The 4,110-nt window shown below is 62.6% G+C and carries 3 protein-coding genes, 1 tRNA gene and 1 pseudogene; all 5 read right to left on the bottom strand.

Going from position 1 to position 4,110, the window contains the following annotated elements; all coding sequences use genetic code 11:
• Positions 1–291: 291 nt before the first annotated feature.
• The gene (locus tag Q4P21_RS15905) at positions 292–1,272 is read right to left on the bottom strand and encodes a ribose-phosphate diphosphokinase (RefSeq protein WP_303389696.1); all 981 of its coding nucleotides are present in this window, start codon (positions 1,270–1,272) and stop codon (positions 292–294) included.
• 39 nt (positions 1,273–1,311) lie between these two features.
• Positions 1,312–2,781, bottom strand: a complete 1,470-nt coding sequence (glmU, locus tag Q4P21_RS15900; protein WP_303389695.1) for a bifunctional UDP-N-acetylglucosamine diphosphorylase/glucosamine-1-phosphate N-acetyltransferase GlmU — start codon at positions 2,779–2,781, stop codon at positions 1,312–1,314.
• Positions 2,782–2,883: 102 nt separating this feature from the next.
• A tRNA-Gln gene (locus Q4P21_RS15895) sits at positions 2,884–2,958 on the bottom strand.
• 201 nt (positions 2,959–3,159) lie between these two features.
• On the bottom strand, positions 3,160–3,810 hold the full coding sequence (locus tag Q4P21_RS15890; RefSeq protein WP_303389694.1) for a hypothetical protein: 651 nt from the start codon (positions 3,808–3,810) through the stop codon (positions 3,160–3,162).
• Positions 3,811–3,840: 30 nt separating this feature from the next.
• Positions 3,841–3,996 (bottom strand): annotated as a pseudogene (locus Q4P21_RS16360) (hypothetical protein); the annotation flags it as partial.
• Positions 3,997–4,110 lie beyond the last annotated feature (114 nt).

Below are 4,110 nucleotides of genomic sequence, written 5' to 3'. Positions count from 1 at the left end.
AAAAACGCTCCTTCATTGGTGTGGGCGTGGACTAAACAGGTCAACACAACCCACAGCACAAATGCCAGGAGCGCAGAAGACCCAGTCGATCACGGACACCCACACAATGGGGCATCCCTCGCCAAGGTTTACTGCACAAGTTTAGCAGAACGACGGAACCCGGATGACCGGCGCGGTTCCGAGGCGGCCGCAGCGATGCCGGAGTTTCCGTAGGCGACGTAGGGGAGGCCAAGGCCGTCCGCGGCCGATGGCCGGAAAGTCGCCGAGGGAACCCCGGATCGCTGCCAGCTGTTACGCGTGGCCGTCGAACAAGCTGGTGACGGAGCCGTCTTCGAAGACTTCCTTGATGGCCCGTGCCAGCAGGGGCGCGATCGGGAGCACGGTGAGGGTCGGGAAACGCTTCTCCGGCGGGATCGGCAGCGTGTCGGTGACCACGACTTCACGGGCGCCACAGTTGGCAAGGCGCTCGGCAGCAGGGTCGGAGAACACAGCGTGCGTGGCGGCGATGATGACGTCCTTCGCACCGGCGTCCTTCAACACGCGCACAGCGCCGGCAATGGTTCCGCCGGTGTCGATCATGTCATCGATCAGAACACAGGTACGTCCCTTGACCTGGCCCACAACGGTCTTGGAAACAGCCTGGTTGGGTACGGTCAAATCACGCGACTTGTGCACGAACGCCAACGGGGCCCCACCGAGGCGCTCGGCCCACTGCTCAGCCACGCGCACACGGCCGGTGTCGGGCGAAACGACAGTGACGTCGTCGTCCCCGACAATCTTGCGGATGTGCTCGGCGAGCAGCGGGATGGCGAAGAGGTGGTCCACGGGGCCGTCGAAGAAGCCCTGGATCTGCGCCGTGTGCAGGTCCACGCTCATGATGCGGTCGGCGCCGGCGGTCTTGTAGAGGTCGGCAACAAGGCGGGCGGAGATCGGCTCGCGGCCGCGGCCCTTCTTGTCCTGGCGCGAGTACGGGTAGAACGGCGCCACAACGGTGATGCGACGGGCCGAAGCGCGCTTCATGGAGTCAACCATGATCAGCTGTTCCATGAGCCAGTTGTTCAGCGGGGCCGGGTGGGCCTGGATGATGAACACTTCCTTGCCGCGCACGCTCTCGCCGGAGCGGACGTAGATCTCGCCGTTGGCAAAGTCGTAGGCGGACATCGGCAACAGCTCTGTCCCCAAACAGCGTGCCACTTCCTCGGCCAGCTCAGGGTGTGCCCGGCCGGACGCCAACACCAACTTCTTGTCGACGTTATGGACTAGTTCGCTCATGGGTTCGCTTTCTCGCAGGGGTGGGGTCGGTGAGAAGTCTTAGCTGACAGCATTTGCTGCCTTTTCGGAGGCGTTTTCAGCAGCTTGGGCGGAGACACTGCCCGGGCGGTTCGCGGTGGTCCAGCCCTCGGCATTGCGTTGCGGGGCCACGGTCAGTGTCAGCGCACCGGCAGGAACGTCTTTGCGCACAATCGTGCCGGCGCCGGTGAACGCACCGTCGCCGACGCTGACGGGTGCAACGAACACGGTGTTCGACCCTGTGCGCACGCCGGAGCCGATCGTGGTGCGGTGCTTGTTCACGCCGTCGAAGTTGGCTGTGATGTTGCCGCAGCCGATGTTGGTGTTCTCGCCGATTTCAGCGTCACCGGCATACCCCAGATGGCTCAGCTTGGAGCCGCGGCCGATGATGACGTTCTTCGTTTCGTAGAACGCACCAATTTTTCCGTCGGCACCCAGTACCGTGCCGGGACGCAGGTACGTGAAGGGCCCCACGTGGGCGCCCTCGCCGATGATGGCGCCGGAGCCGTGCGTGCGGGTCACTTCGGCGCCCGCGGCGATCTGCACATCCGTCAGCGTTGAATCCGGACCCACGACGGCGTCACTGGCCACCGTAGTTTGTCCGTGCAGTTGGGTGCCGGGCAGGATGGTGACGTCTTGGGCCAACTGCACAGTGGAGTCGATCCATGTGGTGGCGGGGTCGATGACGCTCACCCCGGCGCGCATCCAAGCCTCCACGATGCGGCGGTTGTGCTCTACGCCCAGGGCAGCCAGCTGCACGCGGTCATTGGCTCCTTCCACCTGCCAGCGGTCGGTGGTGGAGACGGCGGCGACCCGGCCGCCGTCGTTCCTGGCCAGCGAAAGGACGTCGGTGAGGTACATCTCGCCCTGGTTGTTGTCCGTGGTGACTGCCTGCAGCGCCCGGCGCAGCACGGCCGCGTCAAAGGCGTAGATGCCGGAGTTGACTTCGCGGATCTCGCGCTCGGCGTCAGTGGCATCCTTGTGCTCGCGGATGCCCAGCACCGTGCCATCTTCGTGGCGAAGGATGCGGCCGTAGCCAGCGGCGTCGTCCAAAACGGCGGTCAGCACGGTCACGGCGTTGTTGTCGGCGGTGTGCGTGGTCACCAGCGTGGCCAGGAGCTCGGTGGTCAGCAGCGGAACATCTCCGTACGTGACAACTACGGTGCCGCTCAGTTCTTCCTGGGCATCCAGGGCTTCCAGCGCCTGCTGGACGGCGCGGCCGGTGCCCGGTATTTCATCCTGGTCCACAATCTGTGCGGATTCATCCAGCGCGGCAATGTGGGCTGCCACCTGGTCGCGTTCATAGCGGACAACCACGGCCAGCTTGCCGGGATTGAGCCCCTTCGCTGCTGCGAGTGCATGACCCACCATGGAAATTCCACCGATGGTGTGCAAGATCTTGGGTGTGCGTGACTTCATCCGGGTGCCTGCGCCTGCAGCCAGGACTATGACGGCTGCCGGTGTGTCGGTGGGGATTTCTTTGGGGCTCACTAAGTGGCACTCCTGCCCGGATCAATGTCCGTTTTTAAACGTACTCAATGGGAAACAGTTCCATGGTACCCGCTCAGTCTGGATGCCCGATCCTTTGCAACGTGGTTCCGCCCATAGGATTCGAACCTATACTCCACAGCTCCAAAGGCTGGGGTGCTGCCATTACACCAGGGCGGACCATGTGCCACTTGCTCTCGCCAGAAGCTCACGAGAATATAGTGTGCCACGGCGGGAGGCAGTTGCGCGAGTTGAGGACCTCGCACCCACCCAATGAACCATGGCGCAGTGGTTAACGTCACAGTGATCGGAGGGTGCTGGCGGCTGCGCGCCATTGAGTTCCAATGGTGCGCCACAACTGGACCTGCGTACTGTTGGGCACTAATGACGCCTCGCTGCAAGCGTTTCAAAGGCCAGACGGATCCAACGCAGCATTTCTTCCGGAAAATACATGGCCACGGCGGCCCTAAAGTGCAGCACAGGGACGTCCTGGATCATGAGAACGTTGCCGCGGCGAAGGTCCTCTTTCCAGGCCTCTTCGTTGTTATGGTAGTCCTTGCCATCAATTTCAAGCCCCAGCTGGCCATCCACCAGAGCATCAAGATGGCCCATACCGCGAATGTATGCCTGTCCCTGGACGTTGTAGCCAGCCTTCTGCAACTGGTATCTAGCGCATGTTTCAGGAATCGACATCGATTGCGGGTCGATCAGCTCAATAATCCTGCGAATCCGGGCATCATTCCGCCTGCTGAAGAACGCCCGCAGCTGTGCCACGGTGCATTTTTCCTTGACAACGGCCGATTCCAGCACACAAAGTATCTCCAACTCCGTGCCACACTGCGCACAATGACGAAGAATGTCCCGCAGGAGCAGCCTGCCCTGGAATCTGTGCGTCACACAGCCTGATACCGGCCGGCCGTGCGCCGTCCCGACATGCGGAACATCCTGGGCGTGGAGAACCCAAAGCCCTTCTTGTCTCGCACGGCCAAAACACGTCAGCTCCGCCTGGTTGCTGGCCAGGTGCTCCGCCATGGGCGAGGACCCCTCGGCCGCATAGACACCACGGCAGACCCGCCTTATGCGCCCTGATTGAACAGCCTGCCGGATGTGCCGGTCCGAGAATCCTCGGTCCACGAGCACACTACGCCGAACGGTTCCACCCAGAGCGGCAATAACTGACTCAACGGGGCTGGTGGTACGACTGTTTTGTGTATTCATGGCACCATGGTTGGCCAGAAAGGGAGGCAGCGGCAGCCCCGGCGTCGTACTTGTGAACAAGAAGGCGCCGGGCCATGGCTGTGGAAGAAGAAACACAACCCAGCTCGGCGGACA

Source organism: Arthrobacter sp., from assembly GCF_030540645.1.
Taxonomy (GTDB): domain Bacteria; phylum Actinomycetota; class Actinomycetes; order Actinomycetales; family Micrococcaceae; genus Specibacter.
The sequence above is the reverse complement of the archived record's forward strand: the minus strand, read 5'-3'. Positions and strand labels throughout refer to the sequence as shown.